General features: G+C 47.7%; 23 protein-coding genes and 3 pseudogenes. 7 read left to right on the top strand and 19 right to left on the bottom strand.

Annotated elements, in window-relative coordinates:
* Window positions 1-112: 112 nt before the first annotated feature.
* From ACLJRS_RS22265 to ACLJRS_RS22250, 4 genes are read right to left on the bottom strand one after another with little or no spacing between them, the layout of a single operon-like run.
* A complete protein-coding gene (locus ACLJRS_RS22265; protein ID WP_000015983.1) occupies window positions 113-436 on the bottom strand; it encodes a DNA polymerase III subunit theta in 324 nt (107 codons plus the stop codon).
* Window positions 437-480: 44 nt separating this feature from the next.
* Window positions 481-831 carry a DUF1380 family protein gene (locus tag ACLJRS_RS22260; protein ID WP_239643705.1) on the bottom strand — a complete coding sequence of 117 codons (351 nt, stop codon included), beginning with the start codon at window positions 829-831 and terminating at the stop codon, window positions 481-483.
* 55 nt (window positions 832-886) lie between these two features.
* Window positions 887-1,108 (bottom strand): hypothetical protein, encoded by a 222-nt coding sequence (locus ACLJRS_RS22255; RefSeq protein ID WP_001109588.1) that lies wholly within the window; start codon window positions 1,106-1,108, stop codon window positions 887-889.
* A complete protein-coding gene (locus ACLJRS_RS22250; RefSeq protein ID WP_031608608.1) occupies window positions 1,108-1,788 on the bottom strand; it encodes a DNA methylase in 681 nt (226 codons plus the stop codon). The genes ACLJRS_RS22255 and ACLJRS_RS22250 overlap by 1 nt, the downstream gene beginning before the upstream one ends.
* A 162-nt stretch (window positions 1,789-1,950) precedes the next feature.
* Between ACLJRS_RS22250 and ACLJRS_RS22245 the strand changes: the two genes are divergently transcribed.
* A complete protein-coding gene (locus ACLJRS_RS22245; protein ID WP_239643706.1) occupies window positions 1,951-2,232 on the top strand; it encodes a hypothetical protein in 282 nt (93 codons plus the stop codon).
* Here the strand turns inward: ACLJRS_RS22245 and ACLJRS_RS22240 are convergent.
* Together ACLJRS_RS22240 and ACLJRS_RS22235 are read right to left on the bottom strand one after the other, a co-directional pair.
* Window positions 2,170-2,505, bottom strand: a complete 336-nt coding sequence (locus tag ACLJRS_RS22240) for a hypothetical protein (protein WP_031608610.1) — start codon at window positions 2,503-2,505, stop codon at window positions 2,170-2,172. The genes ACLJRS_RS22245 and ACLJRS_RS22240 overlap by 63 nt on opposite strands.
* Entirely contained in the window at window positions 2,502-2,969 is a 468-nt protein-coding gene (locus ACLJRS_RS22235; protein WP_077915577.1) for a hypothetical protein, read from the bottom strand. Before ACLJRS_RS22235 ends, ACLJRS_RS22240 begins: the two co-directional genes overlap by 4 nt.
* A 530-nt stretch (window positions 2,970-3,499) precedes the next feature.
* On the opposite strand from ACLJRS_RS22235, the gene umuD reads away from it, so the two are divergent.
* The gene (gene umuD, locus ACLJRS_RS22230) at window positions 3,500-3,922 is read left to right on the top strand and encodes a translesion error-prone DNA polymerase V autoproteolytic subunit (RefSeq protein ID WP_080068381.1); all 423 of its coding nucleotides are present in this window, start codon (window positions 3,500-3,502) and stop codon (window positions 3,920-3,922) included.
* Window positions 3,922-5,196: pseudogene (locus ACLJRS_RS22225) on the top strand (Y-family DNA polymerase). Before umuD ends, ACLJRS_RS22225 begins: the two are co-directional and overlap by 1 nt.
* An 81-nt stretch (window positions 5,197-5,277) precedes the next feature.
* Here ACLJRS_RS22225 and ACLJRS_RS22220 read toward each other — a convergent pair.
* Window positions 5,278-6,252, bottom strand: a complete 975-nt coding sequence (locus ACLJRS_RS22220) for a ParB family protein (protein ID WP_031608613.1) — start codon at window positions 6,250-6,252, stop codon at window positions 5,278-5,280.
* Entirely contained in the window at window positions 6,252-7,457 is a 1,206-nt protein-coding gene (locus ACLJRS_RS22215) for an AAA family ATPase (RefSeq protein ID WP_000427674.1), read from the bottom strand. Before ACLJRS_RS22215 ends, ACLJRS_RS22220 begins: the two co-directional genes overlap by 1 nt.
* A gap of 412 nt (window positions 7,458-7,869) precedes the next feature.
* Between ACLJRS_RS22215 and ACLJRS_RS22210 the strand changes: the two genes are divergently transcribed.
* Window positions 7,870-8,799 (top strand): Rpn family recombination-promoting nuclease/putative transposase, encoded by a 930-nt coding sequence (locus tag ACLJRS_RS22210; RefSeq protein WP_047593671.1) that lies wholly within the window; start codon window positions 7,870-7,872, stop codon window positions 8,797-8,799.
* Here ACLJRS_RS22210 and ACLJRS_RS22205 read toward each other — a convergent pair.
* The 3 genes and pseudogenes from ACLJRS_RS22205 to ACLJRS_RS22195 all read right to left on the bottom strand — a co-directional run.
* Window positions 8,796-9,407, bottom strand: a complete 612-nt coding sequence (locus ACLJRS_RS22205; RefSeq protein WP_047593675.1) for a DUF2913 family protein — start codon at window positions 9,405-9,407, stop codon at window positions 8,796-8,798. The two genes, ACLJRS_RS22210 and ACLJRS_RS22205, sit on opposite strands and share 4 nt — an antisense overlap.
* Window positions 9,408-9,463: 56 nt before the next feature.
* A pseudogene (locus tag ACLJRS_RS22200) lies at window positions 9,464-9,854 on the bottom strand (hypothetical protein).
* Window positions 9,826-10,163: pseudogene (locus ACLJRS_RS22195) on the bottom strand (3'-5' exonuclease); the annotation flags it as partial. The pseudogenes ACLJRS_RS22195 and ACLJRS_RS22200, both read right to left, overlap by 29 nt.
* Before the next feature lie 138 nt (window positions 10,164-10,301).
* On the opposite strand from ACLJRS_RS22195, the gene ACLJRS_RS22190 reads away from it, so the two are divergent.
* Entirely contained in the window at window positions 10,302-10,790 is a 489-nt protein-coding gene (locus ACLJRS_RS22190) for a hypothetical protein (protein ID WP_001135408.1), read from the top strand.
* Window positions 10,791-11,419: 629 nt separating this feature from the next.
* On the opposite strand, the gene ACLJRS_RS22185 is transcribed toward ACLJRS_RS22190, so the two are convergent.
* Both ACLJRS_RS22185 and ACLJRS_RS22180 read right to left on the bottom strand, forming a co-directional pair.
* A complete protein-coding gene (locus ACLJRS_RS22185; protein WP_000982366.1) occupies window positions 11,420-12,199 on the bottom strand; it encodes a site-specific integrase in 780 nt (259 codons plus the stop codon).
* A 131-nt stretch (window positions 12,200-12,330) separates the two neighbouring features.
* A complete protein-coding gene (locus ACLJRS_RS22180) occupies window positions 12,331-13,248 on the bottom strand; it encodes a hypothetical protein (RefSeq protein WP_146642198.1) in 918 nt (305 codons plus the stop codon).
* A 575-nt stretch (window positions 13,249-13,823) separates the two neighbouring features.
* On the opposite strand from ACLJRS_RS22180, the gene ACLJRS_RS22175 reads away from it, so the two are divergent.
* Window positions 13,824-14,447: a DNA-binding protein gene (locus ACLJRS_RS22175; protein WP_047593644.1), complete on the top strand. Its 624-nt coding sequence runs from the start codon at window positions 13,824-13,826 to the stop codon at window positions 14,445-14,447.
* A gap of 656 nt (window positions 14,448-15,103) precedes the next feature.
* On the opposite strand, the gene ACLJRS_RS22170 is transcribed toward ACLJRS_RS22175, so the two are convergent.
* Both ACLJRS_RS22170 and ACLJRS_RS22165 read right to left on the bottom strand, forming a co-directional pair.
* Window positions 15,104-16,153, bottom strand: coding sequence for a helix-turn-helix domain-containing protein (locus tag ACLJRS_RS22170; protein WP_239643704.1), 1,050 nt, complete (start codon window positions 16,151-16,153; stop codon window positions 15,104-15,106).
* Between the two features lie 100 nt (window positions 16,154-16,253).
* Complete coding sequence (locus ACLJRS_RS22165; protein ID WP_261765806.1) at window positions 16,254-16,502, bottom strand: KUP/HAK/KT family potassium transporter; 249 nt, start codon at window positions 16,500-16,502, stop codon at window positions 16,254-16,256.
* 271 nt (window positions 16,503-16,773) lie between these two features.
* Here ACLJRS_RS22165 and ACLJRS_RS22160 point away from each other — a divergent pair, with 271 nt between their 5' ends.
* Window positions 16,774-16,968, top strand: coding sequence for a hypothetical protein (locus ACLJRS_RS22160; protein ID WP_031608680.1), 195 nt, complete (start codon window positions 16,774-16,776; stop codon window positions 16,966-16,968).
* A 645-nt stretch (window positions 16,969-17,613) separates the two neighbouring features.
* Here the strand turns inward: ACLJRS_RS22160 and ACLJRS_RS22155 are convergent.
* The 4 genes from ACLJRS_RS22155 to ACLJRS_RS22140 form a co-directional block, all read right to left on the bottom strand.
* Window positions 17,614-18,240, bottom strand: a complete 627-nt coding sequence (locus tag ACLJRS_RS22155) for a YfdX family protein (protein WP_047593640.1) — start codon at window positions 18,238-18,240, stop codon at window positions 17,614-17,616.
* Window positions 18,241-18,398: 158 nt separating this feature from the next.
* On the bottom strand, window positions 18,399-19,124 hold the full coding sequence (locus ACLJRS_RS22150) for a helix-turn-helix domain-containing protein (protein WP_052025447.1): 726 nt from the start codon (window positions 19,122-19,124) through the stop codon (window positions 18,399-18,401).
* 3,320 nt (window positions 19,125-22,444) lie between these two features.
* Complete coding sequence (locus tag ACLJRS_RS22145; protein WP_047593635.1) at window positions 22,445-23,590, bottom strand: CfaE/CblD family pilus tip adhesin; 1,146 nt, start codon at window positions 23,588-23,590, stop codon at window positions 22,445-22,447.
* A 79-nt stretch (window positions 23,591-23,669) separates the two neighbouring features.
* The gene (locus ACLJRS_RS22140; RefSeq protein ID WP_080068382.1) at window positions 23,670-26,318 is read right to left on the bottom strand and encodes a TcfC E-set like domain-containing protein; all 2,649 of its coding nucleotides are present in this window, start codon (window positions 26,316-26,318) and stop codon (window positions 23,670-23,672) included.
* Window positions 26,319-26,340 lie beyond the last annotated feature (22 nt).

The following is a 26,340-nucleotide window of genomic DNA, read 5'->3' as shown; positions in this document are numbered from 1 at the left end:
AACAGGAACAGGAACAGGAACAGGAACAGGAACAGGAACAGGAACAGGAACAGGAACAGGAACAGGAACAGGAACAGGAACAGGCAGCGTATTATCACCGGCAGGAAGAAAATCACACACCCCGGCCAGAAAAAAACATCACCCGGCATGCGTAAAATCCGGCCAGCGACAGGCAGAATGCATCAGGAATGGCGCTATTTTTTAACCTCATCCTCTTTTCTGGCATATTCCGGGGCATTCTTGTCCGGGAGTTGCGCAAATACTCCAACCGCGCCCGGAAATACTCTCTCAAATGCTCAGGCTGTTCCCTGACGACAAGCTCAGCGACCACCGGCATCGCCAGCCTTTCTTTATAGACCACGCCTGAAGCAACCAGGTCAATGGCCACTTTATCCTGCTCTTCTTTAGTTGTTGCCGCCAGATTCAGTCCGGACATCACATCCTCCGACAGAAATGGAAACCGGCTGTAAGTGTACGCCATCAGAGGCAGAGGGGGAAAAGCGCGGCCCCTGTCCTTCCCCCCGCAGGCGCCAGCCCGGCGATATTCGTCACCCTTGCCAGCAGGTCGGCGGGAACACTGACGGTCGGGATTTCAGTCCGTAATCCGGCGTACAGCGCCTGTACCGTGCTGTCTGAAATACCGTATCCGGTATGTTCGCCCATACCTTTTCGGCCAATCTCACGCAAAATCGCATCGGCCTCCACTTCGGTCATCTCCTGAGTCAGTGACATAACGTCCTGCTTCGTCCAGACCAGCAGTGCAAAACGCTCGTCGTTGTCAAACATGCGTTTCAGCTTTGAGTTCAGTTCTTTACGTGTGCCATACATCATGATTTTCTCCGTTGGTTCAGTGGGGCGGCACCGCCGCCCGTGGTCTCGTCATCTGTCAGTCTTTAAAACACTCATTGAGCATCAGGCTTTCGTTGTACGCTTCATCCAGCAGGGTGTTGATACGCCGCAGACTCTGCCCGGCCAGTCGTTCAGTAAGTCCGTGACGCTGCCAGTGATAACGCTCTTCCAGCACTTTCAGGGTGGCGCGCAGGTCGCACATGCTGTTGGCCAGCGCCGCCACTTCTGCGCGGAGTTTTTCGTGTCCGGAATAGTTCATTACGCGGCCTCCGGATAAAAGACGTCGTTGGCGGCCGGGCGTTGCATGGCGCGCTGTACGGCTGTCAGGCGCTCAATCCCGGCTTTGTGGTACTGCTCCATCAGCTCGATACCGATATATCTGCGCCCCGCCTGTAACGCGGCAACGCAGGTGGAGGCAGAGCCGGCAAACGGGTCGAGAACAATGGCGTTCGTGTGTGTGAAAGACCCAATCAGCGGTTGCAGGCTGGTAACGGGCTTTTCCGTCGGGTGGTGGCGATTGCCGGAAAACTTCCAGCCGAGGACATCCGGCAGCGGGTTCTGTGGCAGAGCCGGACGGCCTTTCGCCAGCACGTAAGCGCATTCATGGCAGTAGCCGACATACGCGGATTTTGACGAGTAGTTTTTGGTGAATACCAGGTGTCTGACCACGCTGAAACCGGCACTTTTCCAGGCCGCCATGAAACGGTCCACGCGGTTCCAGCCGTAGAAACTGACCAGCAGCGCATCTTTTTTGAGTACGCGGTACATCTGGTTACAGGCGGGTTGCAGCCACTCGTCGGTTCTGTCACCGGCAATACTGCGGCCGGAACGGTCACGGAATCCGACAAGGTAAGGCGGGTCGGTCAGAATGAAATCGACGGCGCGGTCAGGAAAGCCGGACATAATATCGACACAGTTCCCCAGGATTAAACGGGACATAGAGATTCCTCGCGGTTACAGGAGGCACCGGGAGGGCGTCCCTGTGACGCCCGTTCCCCGCTGCCTGTGGGCTGTTCACCGCGTCCGGTAACGGGTCAGGCCGACCGTGGAATAACGAGCCGACAGTCCTCACCGTCGGTGAGTTTATGCCGCGAAAGCGGCTTGAAGGGCGTTCATCAGAAGGCGAGTGCCGGGCGCATAATAGCGACAGCGCCCGGCAGGAGCAGAAAAATCGCCCGTCCCGTGCCCGGCCGGACGCGGGATACTGACCACAGGCAGCGTTGCTCCCGCGCCGCCGGCGCTGGCGCCGAAAAAAGAGAAGCTGCGCGACATCATTATTCATTCAGGAAGTACCGGGCAGACGTACTGCCCGGCAGATTGTCAGCGGGTGATATCCCGCCAGTCATTCCCCCACTCATCGCGCAGTACCGGCGCATCCGTTGAGCCGGTCACTGTCCACGCATTGAGGAACTTCAGACCACGCAGGATACTGTTTTCCACGTCATCGAGCAGAATGATGCTGTTAAACCAGACCACGCCTGTTTCATATTCCCACCGATGCCGGTCATCCTCGCGTTTCAACGATGGCCACCAGGTGCGCCCCATTTCCAGAACACCCGCTTCGGCATGCTCCAGGTCAGTCGCGGAAACCAGGTAATACACCATCATTTCAGTGTCATCGACATCGACAATCAGGCCAACAAGCCAGGTGTTCATACGCGTTTCAACTCATTGATTGCCCACTTCAGGTGGCTCCAGTTGAACCCCTCATTTGCATCATGGTTGTGCTGCGCCAGCTCCATCGCCGCGTCAATTTCTGCGGCCTCAAAAGAGTTATCCAGCACCAGAAAATCCTCAGCCAGCCAGAACGTACCACAGCAGAGCGTATCGTCGGGGTATTCAGAAAGTCGTTGTTTAAACGCGGCGACTGTCATCTTTCTGGACAAAGGAACTGACACCGGAAACACACTGTCGGCCACATCGTTCCAGTTCCATTCATCACTGTCCGGCACAGGTCGCTCTACAGTTTCCGTGGTCACACCGGGCAGACGGGATAAACGTTCCAGAATATCCCCCAGGTACAGCTTCTCGCCGCTGCCGTCTTCACTGGACAGATAATGTCCGTTGATATAAAGCGCAAACTCGCCATTTTCCAGGTCGATACAGGTCACTCTGAACATAAGATTTTCCTCAACATCCGGCAGGAGGCATCACCGCGATACCGTTCCCTGCCGCCCGCTGCCTGTTCGTCGCGTCCGGTAGCGGGTCAACGCCGATCGTGGAATAACAAGCCGACAATTCTCATCGTCGGCGAGCTTATGCCGCGAAAGCGGCTTGAAGGGCGCCCTTAAACTGGCGAGGGTATGGCGTACAATCACAACGACGCCAGGCCTGAGCGATAAAAACGCCCGTCCCGTGACAGGCCGGACACGGCACACTGGCAGCGGGGGGCAGTCAGCATCAGGTGTGCAGGAATGGCCGGGGTGACAACAGGAGCTGAGGGAAGGGAAACACCAGAGGAGGACAGATGACATACCAACAGTTCTGCGTCGCTCCTCCACAGGGTTATTAACTGATTCTGTGGATAACCTGACATCTGTTTTTCCAGGCAGAACAGTTATCTGGCGGGAAACAGTAAAATTTCACTTGCAGGACAGAAAACATCTTAAATAATACTGTATATAAAAACAGGCATCTTAAGAGGTATGCCATGTTACTGCTTGTAGCCCCCGAGCAGGAGCCGGTGCAGTCCACTGCCCCGCTGTTCACCGAACGTTGCCCAGCGGGGTTTCCGTCGCCGGCCGCCGATTACACGGAGGAGGAACTGGATCTGAATGCCTATTGTATCCGGTGCCCGGCTGCAACGTTCTTCGTCAGGGCTATCGGTGATTCGATGAAAGAGATGGGTCTGCATTCCGGCGATTTAATGGTTGTCGATAAAGCTGAGAAACCCATGCAGGGAGATATTGTCATCGCGGAAACAGATGGCGAGTTCACCGTTAAGCGCCTGCAGCTGAAGCCCCGTATCGCCCTGCTGCCGATGACCCCGGCCTACCCCACGCTTTATCCGGAAGAACTGCAGATTTTCGGGGTGGTGACGGCTTTTATACACAAAACCAGGAGCACAGACTGATGTTCGCTTTGGCTGACGTTAACAGCTTTTACACGAGCTGCGAGAAAGTATTTCGTCCCGATTTGCGTGACAGACCTGTGGTGGTCCTGAGTAATAACGATGGTTGTGTAATCGCGCGCAGCGCTGAAGCGAAACGGCTGGGTATAAAAATGGGGGGGCCGTGGTTTCAGCTGAAGTCGGTGAAATTTCCGGAGCCGGTTATCGCATTCTCCAGTAATTACACCCTCTACGCATCAATGTCGAACAGGGTCATGGTTCACCTGGAAGAGCTGGCGCCACGCGTTGAGCAGTACTCCATTGACGAGAAGTTTCTGGATATTCGCGGTATAGACAGCAGCATCGATTTCGAGGATTTCGGCCGGCAGCTGCGTGAGCATGTTCGTTCCGGCACAGGGCTGACCATCGGCGTCGGAATGGGACCGACAAAAACGCTGGCTAAAAGCGCGCAATGGGCATCGAAAGAATGGTCACAGTTCGGAGGCGTGCTTGTCCTGACGTTACACAATCAGAAACGAACGGAGAAACTGCTGTCACTGCAGCCGGTGGAGGAAATCTGGGGGGTGGGCCGCAGGATCTCAAAGAAGCTGAACACAATGGGGATCACCACAGCACTGCAGCTGGCCCGCGCGAATCCAACGTTCATCAGGAAAAACTTTAATGTGGTTCTGGAGAGAACGGTCCGGGAACTCAATGGAGAAAGCTGTATTTCCCTGGAGGAAGCACCGTCCCCCAAACAGCAGATAGTCTGCAGCAGAAGCTTTAGAGAACGAGTCACGACTTATGAAGCGATGTGGCAGGCAGTCTGTCAGCATGCTGAACGTGCCGCCGAAAAGCTGCGTGGGGAACGGCAGTTCTGCAGGCATATTGCCGTGTTTGTGAAAACATCGCCGTTCGCCGTAACTGAGCCCTACTACGGTAATCTGGCCAGTGAAAAACTGCTCAGCCCCACGCAGGATACACGGGACATCATTGGCGCTGCCGTCAGAGCTCTGGACAGGATCTGGGTGGATGGTCACCGTTACGCAAAGGCAGGCTGTATGCTGAACGATTTCACGCCATCCGGGGTATCGCAGCTTAATTTGTTTGATGAAGTACAGCCGCGGGAACGGAGCGAGCAGCTGATGCAAGTCCTGGATGGGATTAACCATTCGGGCAAGGGGAAAATATAGTTCGCCGGTCGGGGGATTGCCCCCGAGTGGCAGATGAAAAGGGAACTACTTTCGCCAGCTTATACGACACGCTGGGCAGATACTCCTGCAGCGAAATTGACTTGAAATTGTGGCGATTTCACCTTGAAATTCTCAAAATAAATAACTTAATTACAATAAGTTAGATGTGAAATCGCCGTGGCGAAATTATTGACTCAAATTTCTCTCAAGGACCTCGTTGATAGCTTTGTCCAGTTCATCCTGAACCACTTTTGACATACGGCTAAACTCATAAGTCAGCGTACGCCCTTTAACACGCTTGCGCGCGAACTTGTCCTTTTCTTCAAAGGTCCAGAGTGCGGAAATTACTGACTTTTCCTTAGGAGGCGGAGCTATCAATGCCTGAGAGGTCTGAGAAATCAATTTCAGTATACTGGCTTTCTGTTCGTCGTCTGGTCGCTCGTAGTCACTCAAAATTGCATCATGCTGATCTGAGACAGACTGAATGAGCCCTTCAGACGTTAAACCCTTTTCACTGAGTTTTTCATTAACCTCTAACAGAATTTTATAGTCACTAAACGACAGCTCAGACTGAACCGGGAACAGAGAAATCAATTCTTGCGGTACTGCAGCCGCCTGCAGTGCCCTGGTGACCTTAGCCTGGGATAACCCCTCCAGTTCAGCAATTTCCTTTTGATTGAATCCAGACTCTTTCAGAGCCATCAATCTTAAGCCGATCTCCCGAAGGTTATGCTCTTTAGCTGTCTGGATATCTTTAGCCAGATGGCGAGCTTCATCAGCTGATAAAAGTTCATTGGTAACCATTACATCAAGGCCTGTACGGATATAAATCGCTGAGGCTCGCCGTCTTGAACCATCCAGTATCTCAATCCTTTCACCTTGCTGAATGCCAATACAGGGGAAGAACTGCTGAAACTTAATCGTCTGGATAATAGATTTCAGGGACTCCCTGGTCAGAGCAAGTTGATCTCTTCCGTTGGTTTCCTGGTTTACGAATGTCTTACTTTCAACGTCCGATGCAGGTACCCGAACAAACCTGAACGTTATCTTCCTGCCGGTTTTTAGGGTAAATACCTGACTTCTTTGGGTGTCAGCCATCTCAACCATTGACGCATGGGTATTTAACTGTCTGCCAATGGTTTTTCTTCTCTCATTCGACATCACATACCTCCGTTAGTACGAATGAACTCAATGCGATCAAATACGGCCTTCGCAAAGTCTTCCGCTGCTGATTTTGCGCTTTTAAGCGCCTCGGTGCTTCCATCATAGGTTGCTGGATTTGCAGAAATAACTGTGTCAAAAGTCTCCCCGCATCGCTCGAAGCCATCCAGCCTCGGCAGAACCATGTCGAGCATATCGGCACCGAATACTTCTTTGGCCTGACTATGGCAAATTTTGTGATCAGACTTGTTCAGGATTTTGGACATAAAACCTACATTTCCGATGAGATTGCAGGTGTGTCCATCCTGTTCGATCGAATCAATAAGCGCAGGAAGGCTGGCTACAAACTTCAGGGAAGAATGAAAATCAACCGTTGCCGGAGGAAGAGGGGTCAACATCAGGTCTGCCGCTCCGATGCAGTTTTTCAGGAACGCATCGAGGTGAGGACCACTATCAAGGAAGATAAAGTCGTAGTCATACCGGAGCTTGTCGATAATGTTCTCTTTAAGCACTGCATGAATATTTTGCCCTGGCAGATGTTCCTCACACAATCCCTTCCAGCCTTCAGCAAGGAATGCATCGTCAATGGAAGCGGGAATAACATCAACGCCCGGGATAATTGACGGCACGATGAAATCGGAAAGTAATTCTTCACGAGATACGTTCTGGAGCATGGCCTGAGCAGCCGTATTTTCAACCAGGCCCACTGAATTCTCATGGCTCAGGAACATTGTCAGAGATGCCTGCGGATCGAAATCGATGGCCAGGATACGCAGGTCTTCGAACAGAAGCTGAGGATGAGCCCGAAAGGCATGGGATAATGAAGCGGTAGAAACTGTCTTGGAACCGCCACCTTTAAGGTTACATACAAATATAGTGAAAGCTTTATCGAAGCGATCTCTGTACTTGGGCACTTTACGATGGAAATACAGATCGATGACGTTCTGAATCGTCATCGCGTACTTCATAGTATTGCCGGAAGGTTTCTTTTTAAAAATGTAGCCACTGGCTTCCATTTCGGCCACAGCATACTCAACACTCCCTTTGCTGAGCTTAGGCAGCTTATATAGGGCGGCTTTGCTGTATTCCTGATAGAACTCGGTAAGCTTCAATTCCTCTTTTTGCTGGCGGATACTTTCGCTCAAGGATGTCAGAAGTTTACCTGCACGTGTGGCGACTTTCCGTAACTGCTCAATATTTTCCATTTATCACCTCATGATCTTTTTTGTCATTTTGAACAAAAAGAATCATGTTGCAAGAAATAAATCATAATATTTTGATTTTGCTCTCACAGGAGGCACCGAAGATTAAATGGAGAAGAGGGCACTACATCCACAATCATTTTGTTGACCCACAGCGCAAACCGTGAGTCTGTTCAGAGCTTGCATCTGAGCAGGCGAAGGGTTGGACAAGCCCAAGGGGCGCGTCAGCCAGGCACATTAGGGTATAGTTTCTGCCAGGACATGGATATCTCCGGGCAAGCAAGCTGATGATTAAAAAAGAAAGAGGGGACTGCCCCCGGCACTGCCCCTGAAGGAATTGCAATTCCGTTCCTCGCAATGTCAGCATTTTTTGCCTGTGATACTATGACCGGGTCATTTTTCAGAGCATGGACTGATGAAAAAGAAAAACACTACGCCTACTCCCCACGACGCGACATTCCGTCAGTTTCTGACACAACCTGACATTGCCCGGGATTTTATGGAGCTGCATCTTCCGGCAGAGCTGCGTGCCATCTGCGATCTCAGTACACTGAAACTGGAATCCGGCTCGTTCGTTGAGGAGGATCTCCGCCAGTATTTCAGCGACGTCCTCTACAGCCTGAAAACCACAGCCGGTGATGGGTATGTTCACGTACTCATAGAACATCAGTCCTCCCCGGATAAGCATATGGCTTTCCGCCTCATACGCTATGCGGTGGCTGCCATGCAGCGCCACCTGGAGGCAGGGCATAAAAAGTTGCCACTGGTGATACCGGTGCTGTTCTATACGGGTAAGCGCAGCCCGTATCCGTACTCCACCCGCTGGCTGGATGAGTTTGACGATCCCGGGCTGGCAGGCAAACTCTACAGCAGCGCTTTCCCGCTGGTAGACGTTACGGTCATTCCGGATGATGAAATCGCCGGGCATCGCAGTATGGCCGCCCTGACTTTACTGCAGAAACATATTCACCAGCGGGACCTGGCAGAACTGGTTGACCGGCTGGCGCCCATTTTGCTGGCCGGATATCTGTCTTCATCGCAGGTGATATCGCTGGTACACTATATAGTACAGGCAGGCGAAACATCGGACGCCGAAGCTTTTGTACGCGAACTGGCACAGCGTGTGCCGCAACACGGAGACGCACTTATGACCATCGCACAACAACTTGAACAAAAGGGTATTGAGAAAGGTATCCAGCTTGGAAGACAGGAAGGTCGTTCAGAAGGTGAGCGCGAAGCGACTCTGAAAATAGCCCGTACCATGCTCCAGAACGGCATTGACCGCAATACCGTCATGAAAATGACCGGTCTGACTGAAGACGACCTGGCGCAGATCCGCCACTAATCCCCCTTTCCCGTCGCTCCCTGTCCGGCCATCAGCGAATACTGGTGGGGCAGGGAGGCATCAAACTCAGGCTCTGCCTGCCAGCCACAGCGATCAAACAGCTTCATTACCCCCGCTACGTTCCCTGTCAAACGTGCTGTCAGCGGATTTATCTGTCGGCCGCTGTCGTCAAAACCGACATCGAGTTTGGCCCGTGAGAGATAAATGCCGTTCACGCCTGCACTGAGCGCCACAGCATTCCGGCCGGACCATTCCCGATCGCTCAGCAGACGGTAGTTCCAGTGCATATCTTTCGCTGTTTCCAGAGCATACGTCAGCCGGAACAGGTCGTTCTGCTCGGACAACTCACCGGTGCATGAACGCCAGAGGTAATTCAGCTTGCTGGCCAGCTTGGCGCTGACGCCCATCTGACGTCCCTGTTTCAAAAGCCACTCGATATCGGGCGTCACATCACGAGAAAAACGCCGTTGCTTCAGCGCAGTCGCCAGCCAGCGGGTGAGAAAGAGGTTTTCCTGTGCCGGCGAGAGAACGCCACCATCCTGCCTGGCCAGCGCAAGCGCCACCAGGGCACACCACGCCAGATGACCTGATTTTTCTGTCAATGTCACGGCTTCTCCCGCAAGTCAGAAAAATGATGTAATTCATCAAGCATAATCAGCACACGTCAGCCAGTCTTACGGGAAAACATTCGCCGCATCTCACGCGTCTCCCATCCGTAAGGGAAAATAATGCTGTAGTCCCTCCTCTCAGGGAGGATATCAGGGCCCGCGACGATTCGCGCCACCTCCTTATTCAGGCGTTCTCCTCGCCAGCCATAAGCCGCCAGTCGCTTACGGATACGTGCAACGGGAAAACGTTTATCGGAGCGACGGGGGAAGAGTAACGTCCCGTCCTCATTTCGTTTGACACCAAACATATCCAGAGACTGTTCGAGCGGGGAAATGCTCACGCATAGTTTTCAACATATTCTCCATTTCAGACTCCTGAATTAATCCCTGCAGCTGTCTGACCAGCCAGATAGCAGCGTTATGCTGGCTCACTCCCTGCGTCATCATTCATTTCACACTGGAGTTCATGCCAGCATCCGGCAATATTGTTTACCACCTGTGCTGTCATAACGGCGTCAGTGACGGCGGAATGAGCCTCCTCGATCCAGCTCAGGCCAGCCTGACTGACAGCACCGGAAAGCGATATGGTTCCGTAACGATTTGTACTGCAGCTGCTGCCGGATCGATGCCGACAGTGGGTTTCAGGCGGGTCTCAAATATCTTCTCACCGCGGGCATTCACCAGACCGATTTCCAGCGCCTGCGCGCCGGCATCAAGTCCGGTCGTTTCGGTATCGAGGAAAACGGGGGACAGCGCACCGCCGGTCGAATTGCTGGCACAGCATGTCCGGAGCCCGGGCGGGATGCACCACAGGTACGATGCACGCCACTCCCCTTGCCAGGTATTGATGTTAATGCTAATGTACGCATACGTTAGCATTAACCAGAGACAGACATGCCGCAGGATGAATCAGTCGTCAAACGGGCCAGGGAATACTTTTTCCGCCACCACCGGTATACAGAGGAAGACCTGGAATCCGACTACCAGGCAGAACTGCGTAACTACAGGGATGACACCTGGGAAGCACCACAACGGGCAGCCAGACTCAGTGCGGCCGTCAAGCGCTACAAAACGTATGAGATGCTGTACTTCTTCTTCCAGATCGCTGATGAGGCCGGGCTGGACTATACTCCGCTGGTTGTAAAGCGCCTGTGCGCTCATCTTTTCGACAGGCAGGGCAGCCAGAATATTATTGTTGATATCTTTGGCCAGAAGGGACGCATGCACCGCAGCCATGACAGTGATCCTGACATTATTGCTGCCATTGCCGAACGCTACCGGCAGCAGGCAGAGGACCACTGGCAGACAGTTCTGAAGAATATCGGGAGAGTGAAGCAGGACTACCAGAAAAATCAGAACAGACAGAAAGGCGCAGGGGATTAAATGCATGATTAATGCTAATGTATGCGTACATTAGCATTAATCACATAAGTCAGTGCAAATAAATCAGGCTTATTCAACGTTGCGAAGGTTCTTTGGCCAGTTGCTGGAGCTACTTCCCGAAATCAGGAAAGCCTGCGGCTGAAAGTACATCAGCAACAGCACTGGCTCTGGGATGGCCACGTTCAAGCCAGACCAGACTGAGAGCCACACCTGATTTCTCCGTATCATAACTGTGACGCGACAACCGGAATTACCAAACGGACACTCAAAGAATGAGATGAACGATCCAGACTTATGAAGTTCGGAACACACAGAGTTCCTGGTAGCCCAGGAGCGGATGAAGACGGTTGCTATGGCGATCAGAGTGATGACACAGGCGGTAATACCTTGATCTGACAAATCTTATTGAGTGCCGGGACATGAAGTCCGAACAGAGAATGAGGCTCAGGCCAGAGAATCTCATAATGTCCCGCAGCTCTTACTGCATAAGACCGGATACAGAGCGGCAACTTCTCGTCGATGTCACCAAAACGGAATCCATGCAACCCCTCATCAGTTCAGAACTGACTTCTGGACTGATGAGGGGCTGGGCAAGCCAGGCGGTCGCGTCAGGTCGTTATCATCAGCATTTATACCGTACGTTTCAGCATAGCCACCGCCTCACTCTCCGGCATCTGAAACTGCACCCTGTGCCTGGCTGCCACGTCGAGCGCAAAAACCTTCGTGTACACCTCCGTCGAGCTGATGCTCTTATGCCCCATTAAACTCTGCAACACCTTCAGCGGTATGCCGGCGTACAGCATGTGCATCGCGTAGGAGTGGCGGAACGTATGGGGCGTCACCGGTACTGAGAACGTCACCCCATCGGCCGCTGCGGCCGCCACCGCTTCACTGAGCCAGGTGCGGACGGTACGGTCTGTAATCTCCCAGATGCGCGCCTTCTCGGTTCTGCCGGTGCGCTTGTTACGCCGCTCCAGCGGTATTTTCAGTGTGGCCACCATCATCTGCAACTGGCTGACGTACAGCTGATCGGAGAGCGGAACCAGGCGATGAGCCTGACTTCCGGCCGGGGCCCGGCCGGAAGTTCTGGCGGCTTTCTCGGCCCGTTGTTTAAGTGTGGCCAGTTGCACGAACGGATAAGGGGGCGCGAGCAAAAAATCTCCCCGGGTCAGTGCCAGCGCTTCGTTAATGCGCGCGCCGGTGTTCCACAGTGTCGCCAGCAGCATCTTGCGGTGCAGATCCGGTACATAATGGAGCAGAGCGCTCACTTCCGGCGCCAGCAGGTATTTCGGCAGTTCGTCCTGAACCAGCGCCATCTGACGTAAAGCGAGGGCGGCCGGGTAATCGATTGTCACCGGCAACTGAGTGGTGGAAACCGGCAGAGCAGTACCGGACAGGGCTGGCATCATTTATCTTCTCCCGCTGCGTAATGATGAAACATCCCCGGCAGAGCCGGATGTATTGGATCAATCTTTATCTTTTTGACATCCCCCCTGAACGGCGGGGCTTATCGCGCACCTGGTCAGCATGCTAAGTAGCGTTATCCGCAGTGGTGTTCCACCACTTCCTGCAGTATCGATGACCAGCCTCCGGCAAACCATTCCCCCGGATCTTCGCCGTTCAGTACCTGCTGCAGCCAGCGGGAGGGCGAGCAGCGGTTGATGTCGCGGAACCAGACCGGGTGATGTCTGCCCATTACTGACCAGAAATCAAAATCCGGCTCCGGGGGCGTGAACTGATACGCATTCATGACCAGGGGGCCACCGTGCTGTTTCAGAAACAGCAAAAAGGTTTTCAGGTTGCCATAGCCGCCATTGCCCATCCCGGCCCCGAGGTAAAATGCTTCTGTCACCAGACCCGTGGTGATGCTCCCGGAATGTTCATGCCGGCGCAGGATCAGCAGGGTACCGTCATGCAGGCCACCCTCAATGCGGATGAACTCAAACACATACCGGCCATCGTCATCCGGAAAAAAGAATTCCTGCCAGCTGACTCCGGAGTAGGTTCCGAGTTTCACCACCGGAAACGACTCACCTTCACCGCTGAGCAGCCAGTCTCCGCTGGCTCCGCACCAGCTCTGTAGCGCGCCGGCCATTTCCGGCGTCATTTCCGCGCGCCCTTCAGCAATATCCATCAGCAGGCCGGGGCTGGTACTCAGTTGGTCACCCAGGCGCACATAATCAGCCACACTGGCGCTGGAATCGCCGGTGCGCGCACGGGCCCCAAACCCGTCCTCATTCAGGCGTTGCAGGAGCCACCGCAGGCGCTGTCCGGTTTCCTGCTGCCAGCGTTCACGCATGGACAACGGCACAATGTTCTGCGACGGTTCGGTAGCCGGGTAGAGTCTGGCCAGCGCAAGGCGGATCTCGCCCTCCACTGAACGTTCATTTTTCATTGCTGACTGCTCGATGCGCGCAAACAGAGCATCGTCCACGTTACGCGCCTGAATCTTCGCCATGATTCCCTCACAGAATTGTTATACGAAAAGACTCATTTTACGTGCAAAAAGCACAAATAATCACATCTACAATAACATAATAGAATGCATCCATATAGACTCATTATGAATGCATAATCCATGTTACGCCGATAATAAATATAGTTACAGTTTCATCATGTAATTACCTGACGGCTGTTTTCGGGTGATCCGACTTTTTGCTTATTGACTGATTTCCGGAAGTGTACCACGCTCATGGAATAAGCAAAGCGCTGTTTTCTGCGCCGCGCGCCGGGTCACGATAAGGAGACGTTAACACAAGATGTAGCGTCTTTATTAGCTGATGAAGACGCTACATCTTGTGTTACCGGGTCGCAGTGCACGGGTGCGTTTCCGGAGGATCCTACTCTGCCTTTTTTCGGATCTGAGTGAAAAAAGAGAGAAGGTGTATGTACTGTACGTACTGTATGTATTAACTGTACTGTATGTATTGTGTGTATCGTACTGTATTAATTGTATTGTACCGTATCGAATGTATTGTGTATTTTTCATTCAAAGGATACACTGCCGGTATAACGCCCCCACGGAGATATCCCATGAGCAAACTGCCTTCCCCCGACATGGTCCGTCGCATCGAGGACGCTGCTGCGGCCCTCATCGCGGCCGGCACCCCGAACCCGACCAACGTCCAGGTGCGCGACCACCTCGGCAGCGGCTCCCTGGCCACCATATCCCCGGTGATGCGCGCGTTCCGCGCCCGGCAGCGCGAACAGGCCCGGGAAGAAACCCTGCCGTTACCGCCGGAGCTGGCGCAGCTGCTGACCGGTCACCTAGGGCTGCTGTGGCAGGCGGCCGTGCAGCAGGCGGACGCCGGGGCGCTGGCCGCGCGCGAGCAGGCCGACGCCGACATTGAACAGGCCGACATCGAGCGCGACGCCGCGCTGGCGAAAGTGGCCGAACTGGAAAGCGAGCTGGCGGTGCTGCGGGAGGTTCAGGCCGAACGTGACCGTCTGCTGCAGCAGGAGCAGACGCTGCAGGAACAGATGATATCGCTGCGCGAGGAGGTGGTGCGTCAGCAGACCCGGAGCGAACACCTGAATGAACAGCTGCAGGAGAGTCGGGAGGAAGTGAAAACCCTGCGGGCCAGTGAAAAGGCGCTGCAGAAAGAACTGCTGATGCAGGCCCGGGCAGAGCCGAAAGGCGGAAGGGGGACGAAATGACACCAGAAATCAGACGCCGTATCCACGCCTTCCGCAACGCCCTGGTGCCTGCGGCCGACACCCGCTCAAATGAATGCTTCCGGATGGACAGCTGACTGGAGATAAAGAATTTGAGCAGCGCTACGGGAATTTTTGATTAAACGCATCCGTGAAAAAAGGAAATACTGCAAATGGCCAGAATTCAGTACAACCGTGACCGGGGCAATTATCCGGAAGTGCAACAAGCAACGTAATGTTCTGTCTGCGCTGCCTACAGAAAAAAAGCCCGAAACTACACGGAGATATCGGGCTGAAAATAAAGTTGGTAGGAACGATGATAGATACGACGTGTGTAGTGTCGGGTGCCCCCCGATGACTTGCAGGCTGATGACTGCAAGCCGCTGTGTTACTGCATAACGTCAAACATTTTTATCAGCCAGCGCTTCCGCTCAGGGGGATTCACTACACACACATAACAGGATAGGTAGATATAAAATTTTTAGAGCTAAAAACACGAAAAAAGCAAGCAAAAAAAATGAAGTGCAAGTTGTTAAGAACTGATAACACAACCCCGTATATCCCGGGTTCATCTGAAGAAAAAGTGATAATGTAATATCCCCCGCCCACAGAATGAAAAAGGCGGGAGCAAATCAGTGAATAATTTCTGAGGTGCTGACTTAACCCAAAATATGCTTGATATATAAACGTTTGTCCGGAGATTCTCTTTTTATTTTTTGTTGATACTGCCGTGGTGTTAGGCCGTATATTTTTTTGAACTGCCTGTTTGCGGTATTTACAGAGTCGAACCCGGACTCAAAAATACAGACATGAACATCAGTGTATACATCATTCCTGATTTTGCTGGCTAAAAACGCACATCGTTCAGTGGATAATAGTTGATGAAACTTGAGATTTTCACTTGATAATATATACTGAACCATACGTTCTGTTAACCCTAAATGGGTTGCGATCATAGACAAACAAAGCCCCGGATTCTTAACGTTGTTTTTTATATAGTTTATAATAACAGCAAATCGGTTATTATGTGTCTTGCAAAAGGTATTATTGCCAGAAGACGAGTTTAATTCTGCTTCAAGGCTGAGAAGCCCAGTTAAAGCAGACATATTTTTTTCACAAAAACGGTCAGAATTATTATTGTAAAAGTTTGATATTATTTTATTAATTTCAACACCATAAGTTAGTTCAGATACGTTCTTCCAAAGCAAATTTTTAACTTGATCATATGAATCAGCAAAAGTTGATATATCTATTATAAATGACAGGCTGGTTCTTCTCGAAAAACTTTCTTCAATAACACTACTCCATGAGGGAACAATTACACTATCCCCGGGGCAAATTATTTTCCTGTTTTTTTCATTTCTTATCAGCATGCTTCCACAGGTATTAACAATAAATATCCTTTTTTTTAACCCGAGCAGGCAGTCTTTATGTACCAGATCTGTTTGTTGAGAGGATGAATAAATTTTTATTTTCAGAATACCATTATTTAGCTCATCAACAGACATCTGACCAAGGAACAAATCTGGCTCCACACCTGATGGCGTTTTAACTTTTGCATCAGAGAATCCAAGCTCTTTCTTTATAGTATTGCCCCATTCATTTAGGCCTTCACAATGAGCTGCAATCAACTCTTTTATGTTTATCATCGTCATATCACCGTTTAAATCAAGCCTGCTTCCACCATAAAACACAGATGTCAGAGTCACAAATATTACCCAAAAACCTCATAACAGTAACGAAATACACACAGGGCTGTCCTGATCATCTGTGATAATTTTCTTTGCACGTTTTATAAAATCAACAAAATTAAAGCACCACCAGAATATAAATAAACCAATTATCATTCAGATAAGCTTTTTGAAAAAATAAGTAAAAACCGGGTACGTATCCAGGGTTATAAATAATCCCTCCTTCCCCATGATTATCGATACGTATTACACATAAATCATACATCAGTGAGGTTATTAATACAAGGGTACAGAATATCTGTGAAACTATATCCAGCATATTTTCAGAAGATTGTGAATCACCAGTAAATAAAAAGTTATTGTCAATGCCGGGTCTGCACCGGTCGCTTGTGTTCCCTAGCCGATGAAACTTAAACCATTTGCTACGTCCAGGACTCGAAGGTTAATTTTCCGGGGGCATTAGGCGAGGGGGGAGTCGATAGCCTGAGCCACATTTATCTGATTTACACTCAGGTATATCACAGGATGCACGCCGAAAAAAAAACAAAAAAAAATGAAATTATATTCAAAATTTAATATCTCATCGTTACTATAAGAACACGGAATATGTTAACATTATGCTAATGAAGGAGGGGGGGGTGACATATGTTGACCTTACAACCGAAATAGAAATGTTTATCAAAAATATCTTGAGTGATACAACTTATACCATTGAGCAACGACTGGGATTTGCTTATGGTTCTTATCTGACATGGCATGCTCTGATTAAAGGCACATTCAAACCAGAAGACGATCGCAGGCTATGGCATTTAACTCAGTCACATTATGAATGAGCTATAAATGCTCGCCCGGGCTCGCAACAGGGTTTCCTGTGTCGGTTTAGCAGTATACCAGATTCAGTGGAAGACACTCTCACCATCTGTTGCATCCGGCTCAGTATCTGATTACCGACACTAAGCCGGATTTATTCACTGGTGGAAGCTAAACAGGTAACACAGAATTTTATTTTATGATGTTTGTGAAAATTATCTATTACACCTGCATTTTCGTTGCCATATTAATGTTAATGTTTTTTTGTGTATCATTATGTTTTGTTCTGAAGCACTCGTAACCGGAGTATTCTGCAGTTCCGATTAATTACTGCCCCTGTTTTCCTTTACCAGGATGATCCAAAAACGTTCTGTATTGCGGTCAGCAATAAACTCTTTGGCTGCTCTGCCACGAGTACAGATGTGGGAGGGGGATTTTTAGAGGGGGAGTGTGGAAGAAGTATGGGGGATGTCCACAAATATTATTACACCGATTCAGTTGCAGGCTGGTCTGTGTATTATACAGCATCTTTGCTTTACAGATATGCTGCACTCAATTATTTATATGACGGAAATAATAAATGTTTTCTGCAAATGCATTTACTGGCAGAAGCACTGCACTCCGACATCATCCCAAAAGCCGGAGTACAGTCATCTGGAAGTTAAGTATTATTCCTGGATAGTTTCACTATCAAGTATAACACCTTCTTCAGCAGATAAGAGCATCAGGTTAGCCTGATAATATTTACCGTCATCAAAAAGTGCAATTGCCTTCTGAATATCTGTTCTGGTTTGTTTCAGTGGCATAAGCACTTCATTTTCAACAACGGTAATACCAGCCAGTTTCAGAGTTTCAATAGCGCCTTTCTTATCGCCTTTTTTGAGTTTTTCATTCGCATTTTTAATTGCTTTTGTTTTTTCATCAGAGGCCTGATAATCTTCACTAATCGATATTGATGCGTTAATAACAATATAATTATCGCCGTCTACAGGCGTTTTTTTATCTTTTTTAATAAATTTGGTCCAGTCTGTTTTGTCATCATTGATCTTCTGTTGAGCGTCTGATAACAACTTTTTCGCGCTTTTTGTATCCCCGTTAAATAGCGACACGCGTGCTAACTGAACGTCCTGCATCGCTTCATTACCAATTTTGGCAATCTTGTCCACAGTGCGCCATTGCGAGGCAGTTAACGGACTGCTACCTGTAGCCTGCGGCGCAGCTCCCGTATCAGCAAAAGCAGCGCCGGACACACCTAACACGGTAGTAAGGACCATTGCCAGAATACTTTTTTTCATAAGTTTTTATTCCTTTTTGTTTATGATGAAGATTTCATTGTTAACCACCTTATTGAAGGTGGAATTTATTAAACAACTATTTGATTTCACATGCTATAAAACACCAAAGAAATTCGTATTATGTTGATTTTTTTTCGCCCCCTCCCCCTGACACACATTCAGAATGATCCGTATTTTTTTATGAATTCATGAGGGGCGATTCCAAAATGTTCTCTGAATAAGCGGATAAAAAAAGATACATTGTTATATCCACAACTTGCAGCTACCTGTTGGACACTTTTATTTCTGACAAGAAATAACTCTGTTGCTTTTTGCATTTTACAATTTATTAGTATTTTCGTCCATGATGTTTCTTCACGATTGAGTTTTTTCTTAAGTGTACCTGGACTCATACACAACATACTTGCCACCTGAGGTAATTTCCATTTCAGACTTAAATCGCGCTTAATAATTGTTTTTACTTTATTTTCAATACGTCTACCTGTGGATAACACAAAAAAGATAAAACCCTTCTGTTCTGAAAAAAAAGACAGCACAAAGAATATAAGAGCTTTTTTTTGAGCAGCATTGTGGATACATGAGTTTATACTTTTAAATATGTCTATTAAAAAAACCGGATCTGCTGATGGAGAAATAAAGTAACTTTCCCTGTATTTTTTTATTTTCTGAATACCCCCATCACAAACAAACCCTTCAACATATTCATTTAAAACCTCACACGGTACAGATATATAATAAAACTTTTCCTTGTTATTTACAGTATAACAAATGGCACTATCATTTAAAATTACCAGACTGTATTGTTCCACATTGACATCAATGCTATAATTTATTTTGATGACATTCTTTGTCAGAAAGAATAAGATTAAAGCATATCCATCCACAACAGACCCCCCCTCCTCCTCCTATAATAAATAAAGGAAAGCACCATTTCAGCCATAGATAATGGATTGTCAATTCAACGATAAAACCACCTCAAGTAGGGGCATCAATAAAACACCAGGCTGCAGTATATAATAAAGCATATAAATCACAACACACATATATACTCATTCAGAAATAAAAAATTATTATCTATCCTAGCCCCAGAACCTGATTAGCTCCTCAAAAGAATTAAAAATCTTTCACTGTTCGCCTGACAACCTATAATATTTCATTAAATCAAGCATAACGCATGTTTAAGGTTTCTATGATGAGATCGCTTACAAATCCCGTATTTCTGTAAAAATTGTTGCACCAAAAGGTGCAACCATAAAGAACAAATATGAAACTAGTGTTGCATGCTTGAATTCAGACTACTGCATGCTCCAAAATCATTGGATCGTTAACTAGCTTAACCGATCCCCCCCACTTCAGAGTTAATTAAACGAAAAAAGACTAACAGAAAAAGAAATTACAACAGATTTTCTTTGTTCAAAGCGTGGTTCAAGACTCTGGGGTGGGCGGCGTTATCTTCCTGTTTTGTTCCAGATGGATTTTATAATGGGTGATATGCTTATATCTGTGCGTTATAGAAAGTCTCTGTTGGGAAATAAATTGGAGCCCACTGTCAACAATTCTCTGATATTCCTGATACTTTCGGCTCAGTTTGGCATCGCATCATACAGCTGGGTCATCCCAGCCCCCCCCTCCCTGTGAAATTACCGCTTTTTTTACCCCATCCGAACGTAATAACGTTCAGGACTCCGTTGGCTGAACGGGACCTTCGCTTCGCGCTGTGTAAATCCTGTCCCCGGTTAATTATCCTGCCTGTAACCATAAACAGTTACCCTGAACAAAACATGACTCATAATGTCAACGGATACCTGCTGCAAAAGACATGGTGGAGTAATGGAATTCACTTTGGACTGGAAACAGCGTGTTAAAAGAGGGATCTTTCTTTAATAAGAAAGATCCCCAAAAAATAAAAAATCACTTTAGCCTGAAGTTTGGTCATTACTAATATACGGAGATGAACTCGGATATCACCACATACCTGCCTTTTTTCTGTAAAACATCAGATTGAACATGTCTGTCTCACAGACATGTCTTATGTGGTTACAAAAAATTAATATAGTGCGTCCCCTTGTAAGGGGGGGCGTTAGATATTGTACTGACTTATTTAAATCTGCATTAAGCAGAAAGCGAAAAATAAGATTTTTTTTGTGTCAGACAAAATATTTTGGACATTGCACCCGGAACAACACTTTGTGGGTGCGGTAATCAACCCCGGTCATATTTTCCGCATCGTGCTTACACTGACAGCACATACACCAGATTTTCCCGCTAAGCATATCCTATCCGTTGTTCGGGTAGCTTTCGAGACTGTCTTCTTTACTGACTTTCCTTCCTGCAGGTACACAAACCGGTCTACAGCAGCCATAACGTCACGGTATTACAGGAGGTACGCCTTAAGAAGAAATAGCTGAAACACTGAGTGAGCAATGCTGGTTGTGTAACCTGTCCGCCCCCATCAGCACATTATCAATCGTTATTTCCCTTTTTAAAACATCCAGCCTGGTAACTTAACAGGGCGCAGACCGTAGTACTGTGCCCGGCACCGGTAAAAATCGCGACAGATTGTGGTTGCATCTGTACGATTTAAGTACATCACAGCAGCAGATAGTTCATCTGGAACTTAACTATTTGAGCTAACACGCTATAATACGCATTAAGAAATATCATATATGAAGGATCTGAAATAAATTTGAGGAAAAAATTCCTTATAGTCTTATTGATGGCTCCCATGCTACAGGGATGCGGATCGTCTTTGTCACAGATAAAAAATACTTTAATATTATTTTACGATCCGCTATATCATATGGATTCGCCTCAAGGGCCATGCCGTGAAAAGGGAAATATTATCGAGTGTGACTGGAAAGACAAAAAAATTGTACATTACAAGTAACAAGCTGTTGAGTTGTAAAGCGGTACATAGCTTTCATTGTCGCACCTGCACAATATATTAAGTCATACAACGGTTTATATAGAGTATTAGTATTGCAGTTGTAACCCCCGTAGTTCCTTAGCTTTCCAGGCATAAATTGGATAGCCAGCACAATACGTCCACATGGCGTATACCGTTGTTCACGACTTATCATTCCCAATGAGATGGGAAAGAACAGTGGAGCCTTTTTCTCCCGAAAAAGACAGGTAAATATCGCCCCAGTTGAATCTTTTTAGTGCAACTAAGTAAACATCTTCGCAGATGTATAAGTCGTCAGAAAATCCGGCCTCTGATTAAGAGACACGAATATTCTATCATTGCTAGTAATTTTTGAAAATACTGAACATAACAAATAATCCGTTTTTTTCAAATAAACGAATTCAGGATAAAAAAGGTGGTCTCTTTTGTGAAAGAGACCACAATAAAAAAGCCTCTACACCTTCGTACACCAAAGGTGGCATTTATATACAGCAAGCGATATATCTGATATCCTTTACATCAAAACCATATTTAATACAGTCAATAAGCGAAAACCAAACAATAAAAAACGAAACGAAGATGTCAATGGATAGCTTATATTTACTACGAGGATATTTAATACCCCCCCCCTTGCAAGGACTTTCTTTGCTTTTGCTCATAACACCAGATTTCATCAATACGATTATGAACGGCGTCACGAATATCATGAAGTCTATTAACCAGCTCTTCATAATGTTGTGTGGCATACAAATTATCAGGTAACACTGCGTTACCGTTTGCGGTATGAATTATGCTCCCCACAATCATAACAAACAGTAACGGTAGCAGATAGGTCTGTATTTTTTTGTACAAAACACTTCCTCCCGGGAATTATATTTATATCGAAACCGCTTAATGTTGACTCACTATTATGGAGTGTATGATTATATAATTATTTCAGGATTATCAAACATTTTATCTCACCATGTACAGAATTTTTCTTTTTGGAACGGCGTTAAGCCACGCATCCTACCACTGAGCCCGCTCGGGGCTGTGCTTCGCTTTTCCTCTCGTTTTCGTATAAATGCATTACCTTATATACCTTCGACTCCAGGTTCGCACACTCCATGTCAGATCCTGTGTTGTGCTTATACTGTCTATATGCCGGGGCAGTTCAGCCAGCAACCGGATAACCGCTGGACTTATCATGTGCCGCGTAGAAAATTCATTTTCATCTGAAGTGAGTCTGTATAACTATTTATGTGTAATTTTTCAATTGTTAATAAGCAATTTTCAATGTTGTGTAAACACTTATTTACGTCAATCAAGTGACGGTGTAAATATAATTGAAAGTGTCCCACTATAATGTCCCGCCGCCTGACGGGATAAATCAAATGGTAGCAGCTTTATCCTGATGGGCCAGGGCACACAGGCTACCGGAGTCTGGAGCCCCGGCATCATTACCTGGCGTATACCTGCCGTATTAATACCGACATATGTTTGTGTTACCCCTGGTTTAAGGCGCTGCATTGTCCCTGCCTGGCCTGGAGGTGATGCAATAACCTGATAATGAAGTGGTTTGCTCGTAGGCGCAGACGAATTCTGCAAAAGAAAGTCCTGCGTGGCCGGCTCGGTATAATTACTGTTGAGCGTTACTTCAAAACTCTTACTATTACTGCTGTACCCGTCATACAGACAAGTTTCAATAACTTTTTCAGCAGAAACCTGTCCGGGTTTGTTAAGGGTCCAGTATGCAGGCATAACTGGCATCACTACATTAGCAGTGCTTCCATGAAACTGAGGAAGCCAGATACGAATATTATTGTTATCCGTTACATGCAGTGTTATATCTGAACTCATATAAGCATTCATGAGCCCATTATCATATGAGCCTGCTCCTCCACCAAGCTCACCGACCTGGAGTTTTAAATGAGCCTTCCATATTCCACCAAATAATCTTTTTAGTTGGTCTGAGTAAATATATAGTTTGGGTTGCCCCCAATACCCGCATCCTGATGACACGTTCGCTATGTCACGCGTAGGGCCACATGGCGTATTTATCCATCCATGAAGGATTAATATTTTTGAAATATGCGTGCGCTCCTCGACAAATTTCAATTTTACACTATCCCCCCCCGTGACCCAATGCCCTTTATTTACCGGGCATGCACCATTAGTTGCATCTGTATCAGAAAGACAAGTAAGATACATATGTCCTATTATGTCACCACTAGGTACATCTTCGGAAAATACCTTAGCGCCATCCCATATTGCGGTTTTTTCTGGTAGTGAACTTAAATCCAGAGTCGTATTTACAATGTTAGAATAATTAAAATACTCTGGAACAGATGCGATTGAGCGCATAGGTATCCCCAGCCAAGAGCATATAAAAAACGTAATGAATATTTTGTAGTGTAAATATCGCATTTTGGCACCAATTATTTTTACAATATCAATACCATGCATTGACATTTTTCGTTGATATTATTGCTCCGCGAATTTTATTAAAAGCAACTTCAATAAATCAGCTTACAAAGCTAAAAAATCAGTGACCGATAGCCATAGAAACAAGTCTGGCCACCCTTTCCGATTTACGCATGCTTTCTGGTAAATCGGCATTACTTACCAGTTGACAATTCGCGTTCTTCATCCTGCGAACACCATTAAACCCCTTTGTATATTTAACCGGACAAATATAAAACTGTCTGTTTTTAAGCACGTATAATGAATCTGGTGCGAAATTAAATTCAGCAACAAAACTGCCATCCGGATTAATATCCGGAACCTCAGCATTAAGTATATGTCCACCGGCCAGCAGGTTATTCCCGTTCACCAGTAATCGCCCGACATAAATATAAGTTGCATCAGCACGTAACCGACTGATGGTGACATGCCCCGGTAAAAGAAATACATTATGTTTACCTGCGCCACGGACAAGATTTCCGTTGGCCCCATGTGTATCGGAGTTCTCGACCGTTACTTCATCCGGCATATAATCCATAAGAGGCATGAAGGTCTGCTGTCCATCCTGAAGATAGACCTCGCCTCCCTGTATCGAACTAATTTTAGCCACCGGTCCGGAAATGTTTTCACTCCTGTTATTACGGGCATCAACCACCACACCGGACAGACTGGATTCATTACCGCCACGATTGCCCCATACCAGTCCGGTGGAGGATATGGCAAATGTTGAATCATAATGACCGTTCAGGGTACTGTTGCTGTACTTCCTCGAGTGGCTGTAACCGGCTGCCATTCCGCTGTTTCCCAGAGCTCCATCCCATTCCCCGCTGACAAGTGCGTTCTGATAATTATTACCGCCAGACAACATGACATCCAGAGAGCGATAATCATGGCGGTTTGAAACCCACTGCTGCCGCAGTGACAGGTTATTGTCCTGATTGTGCTGACGGTAATTCAGCGTGGCTGTCGTATTACTGCTGACACCTGAATCCAGTTGGGTATTTCTGGAGAGTGACAGCGTCAGAAAGACTCCCGTATCCTGCTGGTATCCGTTGCTGCTCCTGTTACTGAATACCCCCATTCTTGGCCATATATTCCAGTTCCGGTAATTAACAGATGTCCCCAGCGTCAGTAATATTCCTGATGTGGAATACCGATTGTCAGATACTGCCCCTGGCGCTCTTACCCGCTGACTTTCAGTTACGAAAGCTGTATCTGCCATTCCCGGGAACAGCCAGAAATGTTGTACAGAACGTGAGTAGTTATATCCCAGTGAAGCCGTCCAGCCATACAATTCTGTACTGGCAGTAGCACTGTAATTGTTGTAACACCCGGTAGGTATCTGACCTCGACAGAAAGTATGATAACGGGATAAATAAAATGCATTTGCTTTATAATTCCAGCTTATCTGCTCATTATCAGCAGTACCCTGGCCTCCTTGCATAAGATAGCCGGTTTTCAAAGTCCAGAGCCCGGTACGCGAAGGAATAGTCCAGCTCAGATCATTTTCACTGAGAATTTTATTATCTTCGGTACCGGTCAGAACCGCACCAGTCCAGCTTAAATTGCGAGATAAAGCCAGATTAAGGCCGCCAGCGATCCCCACTCTGTTTTTTCTTTTTGCCTGGTTATTAATTATATCACTTGCGGTTCTCTTTCCGACCTGCAGAAACCATTGTGGCAGGCCGGAAGCAGACCGAATCTGGCCGCTGTTTTCAAAAAACTGTGTTTCCTGACGAAGCAGACGCCCATTATCATACACCTTTAATGTTACCGGATAGGCTCCGGCCGGAAAAGTGTGGGTATCAATATCATGAATACCGGCGTCCATATAGCTGGTACCCAGCAAGCGTTCTCCGCGATACACATCAACCCTCGCCGCCTGTGCCAGCATTACGGTTAACGGTGAGGAATCGGTATTGTTGTCAAGACTTGTATTGACATAGGCACTGGTTGACCCCAGTCGAATACCGTCTGTCTGAGCAAGGGGCAGCAGGGACAGAGAAAAATTTCCTCCAAGGCGGGAGTTAAGATTAGTGATGTCCATGCGTCCCCCCTGGACATAAGTTCCCTGAGTCACATCGGATCTCAGAAAAAGATTGCTGAATTGAAAATGTGATTTTGACTGAGTGTTTTTGCTGGCATTCTGAAAGAGAGTCCAGTCCCCCTGCATATAACTTCTGTCACCGAGCCCCTGCGCCAGGGAGCCTGTCCCGCCCAGACTTTCCATTTGGTTATCATGACTGAAAACCAGTGACTGATGGCTGACCATCGCAATACGTGAATTCTGTGATGGATGCCAGAACTGCCGATCATTAGTGTTGAACCATGCTGGGTTTATCAGCAACATGACGGACTGTTCCTGCTCATTGTAAATCACTCCGATATTTTCACCCGGAGTTAAATGAAATGCCCCATCATGGCGGGGAAGAGGTCCTGACAGTTCAGTCAGAATTTTCTTTCTTATCTCTTCCGGAATTTCATCAAGTGGTAGTTTGTCAAAGAGAACCTTAGGTTCCCTAAATGTCAGCATTTCGGGAGTGACAAAAACCGAAAACACACCTTCATTGTCTCCCTGAAAAGAAACATTTAGAAATTCGTTCTGACCAAGACTGAGCGCCTCAAAACCCGGTGGGACATTTCTGGCATACGCAGGGGAACCGGTAATTCCAGCAATTACTCCGAACATAAAGGGATATAATTTTTTTAGATAAATACCGGGTTCCCACATAATTGATTTTCTTTTATATAAA

The sequence above is a fragment of the Salmonella sp. SAL00670 genome (genome assembly GCF_046552235.1).
In the GTDB taxonomy this organism is placed as follows: domain Bacteria; phylum Pseudomonadota; class Gammaproteobacteria; order Enterobacterales; family Enterobacteriaceae; genus Salmonella; species Salmonella enterica.
Note: the sequence above shows the minus strand (reverse complement) of the source record. Positions and strands in the feature narration are given on the sequence as shown.

Coding starts and splice junctions, on each gene's coding strand:
- ACLJRS_RS22175 (WP_047593644.1), top strand. CDS start 13,824: ATGAGCAAACTGCCTTCCCCCGACATGGTCCGTCGCATCGAGGACGCT.
- ACLJRS_RS22215 (WP_000427674.1), bottom strand. CDS start 7,457: ATGGAAAATATTGAGCAGTTACGGAAAGTCGCCACACGTGCAGGTAAA.
- ACLJRS_RS22185 (WP_000982366.1), bottom strand. CDS start 12,199: ATGATGCCAGCCCTGTCCGGTACTGCTCTGCCGGTTTCCACCACTCAG.
- ACLJRS_RS22190 (WP_001135408.1), top strand. CDS start 10,302: ATGCCGCAGGATGAATCAGTCGTCAAACGGGCCAGGGAATACTTTTTC.
- ACLJRS_RS22255 (WP_001109588.1), bottom strand. CDS start 1,108: ATGAACTATTCCGGACACGAAAAACTCCGCGCAGAAGTGGCGGCGCTG.
- ACLJRS_RS22145 (WP_047593635.1), bottom strand. CDS start 23,590: ATGCATGGTATTGATATTGTAAAAATAATTGGTGCCAAAATGCGATAT.
- ACLJRS_RS22210 (WP_047593671.1), top strand. CDS start 7,870: ATGAAAAAGAAAAACACTACGCCTACTCCCCACGACGCGACATTCCGT.
- ACLJRS_RS22220 (WP_031608613.1), bottom strand. CDS start 6,252: ATGTCGAATGAGAGAAGAAAAACCATTGGCAGACAGTTAAATACCCAT.
- ACLJRS_RS22155 (WP_047593640.1), bottom strand. CDS start 18,240: ATGAAAAAAAGTATTCTGGCAATGGTCCTTACTACCGTGTTAGGTGTG.
- ACLJRS_RS22250 (WP_031608608.1), bottom strand. CDS start 1,788: ATGTCCCGTTTAATCCTGGGGAACTGTGTCGATATTATGTCCGGCTTT.
- ACLJRS_RS22235 (WP_077915577.1), bottom strand. CDS start 2,969: ATGTTCAGAGTGACCTGTATCGACCTGGAAAATGGCGAGTTTGCGCTT.
- umuD (WP_080068381.1), top strand. CDS start 3,500: ATGTTACTGCTTGTAGCCCCCGAGCAGGAGCCGGTGCAGTCCACTGCC.
- ACLJRS_RS22140 (WP_080068382.1), bottom strand. CDS start 26,318: ATGTGGGAACCCGGTATTTATCTAAAAAAATTATATCCCTTTATGTTC.
- ACLJRS_RS22180 (WP_146642198.1), bottom strand. CDS start 13,248: ATGGCGAAGATTCAGGCGCGTAACGTGGACGATGCTCTGTTTGCGCGC.
- ACLJRS_RS22240 (WP_031608610.1), bottom strand. CDS start 2,505: ATGAACACCTGGCTTGTTGGCCTGATTGTCGATGTCGATGACACTGAA.
- ACLJRS_RS22260 (WP_239643705.1), bottom strand. CDS start 831: ATGATGTATGGCACACGTAAAGAACTGAACTCAAAGCTGAAACGCATG.
- ACLJRS_RS22265 (WP_000015983.1), bottom strand. CDS start 436: ATGTCCGGACTGAATCTGGCGGCAACAACTAAAGAAGAGCAGGATAAA.